General features: G+C 61.6%; 1 protein-coding gene. It reads left to right on the plus strand.

Annotation, left to right across the window (positions count from 1 at the left end; translation table 11 throughout):
- Window positions 1–2,197: 2,197 nt before the first annotated feature.
- A partial coding sequence (locus tag Q8S60_RS10605; protein ID WP_305668513.1) for a hypothetical protein occupies window positions 2,198–3,711 on the plus strand: 1,514 nt, incomplete at its 3' end.

Here is a 3,711-nt window from a genome sequence, read left to right on the forward strand (position 1 = left end):
ACACACACATACACAAACACACACACACACACATACACACACACACACACACACACACACACACACACACACACACGCACACACACACACGCACGCGCACTCACACTCACACACGCGCACACACACAGACCTACGTTTTTCGGCCCACAGTATCTGAACCTCTTTCCTTGATATATGCCGTGATCGGGAGACTTGAGGCTGGATTTGGTGCCGCCTTTGCCAATTCGTGGAGAATTTATGCTAGTGATCTAGCGTGACGCTTTGCCAGGTCGTTTTCGCTTTCGGAATTAGACCTCGTTGCTATTTTTTTGTTCAAAACTGTGTAGTAGTGTTGACATAAAGCAATCCATATTTAGTGTATTTCGCACATCTCCTTCATCGGTTTCGATCTCATGATTGAGTGCAGTAATACGTTAGGGTTTGATGTCAAAATGTAGAACGTACATTTGAGAATTCATCGTGAAAGTTTCGTTCATCTCGCTTTCGAATTCGTTACGTAGCACGCTTCGTCGACACAATACTTAATGAAACGGTATCGGACAGTCTCCTGACTCGAGGGGATCCCCAGCGACTTGCACGAAGCTACTCACACAGCCTACCAAGGATGGCTAATAAGACAGACCACTGGAAGGGTTCGGCCAGTGCCTCTCTGCAGCGCACAGGTCAGCTTTCTGGAGTAAAACCTAACCCTAACTAGGCGCCGATAAGGGTATGTACGGATGCGCGCGGCCGAGACGCGCATCTTGGTATTTTCGGATCGGCGGTGCGGCCAGTGGTTCCGGAGTTATCGCGTTCGCAGCGCGAGACGGGTGTTCGTGGTTCGGAGGCTCCGCAGGCCCACCTGACCGCCCCGGGACAGGTAGATTCGGATGCGCGCGGGTCAGATGCGCATTTCGATGCCCTTGAATCGGCGCGGGAGGCAGCGGTTGCTGAGATATCGCGTTCGGCGTTGGAGCGAGGTTCCCAGAGTCGAGGTGCCGGAGCCGTCACCGCGGAAGGCGATTCCGAAGCTCCCGAGTCAGCCGATGGACCCGTTACGCGAGCTCGCGCGCGCCAGATGGTCCGCGAGCTCGGGAGTACGGTTTCCAGAGGCTTCGGAATTGTTTCAGAGTCGTCGGCCGAAAATCGGATCGGAAATCGAGCGACGGACGCACCGCCTGGAGACGGCGGCGACCTACACACGATTCCGACCCGAGATTCGCCATCCGAAACGCGACCCCGACCTCGCCCGACCACTACAACGCGTTCGATCATGCATGGGATGCATTCCGAAAGTGATGATCACAATTCGGCCGATGCGGATGCCAGCGAGACGGGCATCGCATTTGGTGAGTGTGAAAATCGTTCGGAAGGGGGGTCAAGGATGGAAAGTGCAACTTGCGAAATGGTCGAAAGTGCACCTCGAAACACCCAAAACGGCCACTTTCGTTTGTCTAACCGACACCCCAACGATCAATCGCCCGGTCGGTGCAGCTCCCATGAAATTGACGATGATAGCCTGTCGCACGCGATCGGCGCCGACTCGTCGACAACTTCCTTTGAGCCGTCCTCCGAGTCATCCTCCGACGCGGATTTCGAGCCCGATGTGCGTGTCACGCGAAACATGTCCAGACGCGCGCAATCAGGCCGCGAAAACCGCGAAACCAGGCGAGAAACACCCCGACAGGCAGCAACACACACCAACACCAGGGCTATCACGCGGAGAAACGTGCGGTCCACGGGCCCAGCAGCCCGCCCAGACTCCCAGGAGACCCAGCAAGGGTCACCGACTCCTGATCCCCTGCGCGATGAGGGGTCTGAGCAGCAACGAACTGCTCGGGGAGCCACACAGGGTGGGCCTGCAGGCACACGTGGCCGTGCAACATCACACAACACCTCCACAACACGTCACCGAGCGCACACACAGCCTCCAACACGCACTCCACATGCTCGAAACGTACCTGACCCCGATCCCAGCCGAGACACGTCTCCCATCCCAGCCACACAGGAGGAGGAAGGGGAGGAGCAGCCTGCACCTCCCATGGACCGATTCCCTCCTCCTAGGGCCCTCCAACTCGAACACATGGCCTGCCCCTGCCGCGGCTGCGCGTACAACCAACGACCTCACAATGCACAGAACGCGGAGCAGCGCAAGGCATGGCGCCGACACCTCGTGGGCAACCACAAGGTCGAGGACGTCTGTGCAGGCGGCCACGCCATGATGGAGCCCATCAAGGTGTCTGCAGCGGCTGGCCTGCTGCGTGCCCTCGAGATGGTGGCCTGCGACGACTGCGGGCTGCCCCTCTCGATCGTGGGCGTCCACTTGCACAACTGCCGTGCCACGAACATCATGGCACGTGCAACGTGGCGCCCCAAGGTGGGCAGCGCAGCCAGTCTGCTCACCACCTGGGCGAAGCAGCGAGGGCCAGGGGACGTGGCTGTGTGGGCCTACATGCGCCAGCAGGGCCTCACCTCCACAACACGACCCGCTGGTCCAGGGCGCGAGGAGCGAGGAGCACGGCAGCAGGGGCGAGAGCCCCTGCCCGACCTCGCCACTATGCGTGCTGGACCCAGTGAGGAACTGCTGAGGTGGGAGGACATGGTGCACAGGCTCATCGATCCGGGAGGTGGCGACCAGGTACACCCCGACACGACAGGTCTGGCTGGCGCGATGGGTCTGGGGCCTCAGCTGACCCCGCTCATCGCCCAGTCCCAGCTGCAGGACGCACGACGCGAGTTCGTGCAGCAGCTGGAGGCCATCGTGCTTGCTGCAGGACAGGATGACACGCCTACCTGCAGCTCGCACGCTCTGGCCCAGGCCTGGCTGCGGTTGCTGGCCATCCCTGCCAAGTATGCGCAAAAGAAAGGCAGGGGCGCTCAGGAGGCCAAGGAAGGCGAGGACACCGTCGCACAGCGACGGGCAGGGCCTGCCTACTTCCTCCTGGACGAGCTCATGCACGAGCCCAGCGAGGAGGACGTGCACGAGTGGGCCACAACGCGGGCGCAACACCTCGTCCACCTAGGGCGCATCTCTGACGCCGCCAACGTGCTCGCCAACCCACAGCCACCCGTGCCCATGTCGGTGGAGGTGGCGAGGCAGATGAGGGAGCTGCACCCAGTCGAGCAGCCCCTCAGTGAGCGCGAGGTGGCCCAGGTGCACGCCCTGGTCCGACAGGCTGCTGCTCGGGGCACTGGGGGAGAGGGCGAGATCAGCCTCACGCTCTCACAACCCAGTGACACGACAGGGCCGGCGATCCCTGCAGGGGCCGCCATGGCAGTGCTGCAGCGCGTTCGAGCTGCTGCAGTGGCCGTGGCAGCCTCTGAGGGCGAGTCGGCTGATGCCAAACAGACCAAGGTGCGCGGGGTCCTCTCCTCTGCTCTTGAGGCGCTCAAAGACGCGGCGTTCACGGAGCGCAAGCGTCAGATGGGCGAGCTCCGCGAGCAGAGGGAGGATGAGCCTGGACAGGAAGAGGAGCCAGAACGACCCCCAACTCCCGAGCCAGAGGAACCACGACGGCGCGAGGGCATGCCCCCTCACATCGCGCTGCTGGTGCCTGGCCTCGAGGAGCAGGAAGATCGGTGGGAACAGGCAGCTGGTGTGCCAGAGGTACACGACGGCCACGAGGAGGCCACAGAGGCGGGAGAGGAGGAGGAGAAGAGCGACATCCCCTCCGTGAGGGATGGTGCGGCCCCTGCAGACACGGTGCGCCCTCTGGACAGCCACGAGGGCAC

The organism is Parvibaculum sp. (genome assembly GCF_030694575.1).
Taxonomy (GTDB): domain Bacteria; phylum Pseudomonadota; class Alphaproteobacteria; order Parvibaculales; family Parvibaculaceae; genus Parvibaculum.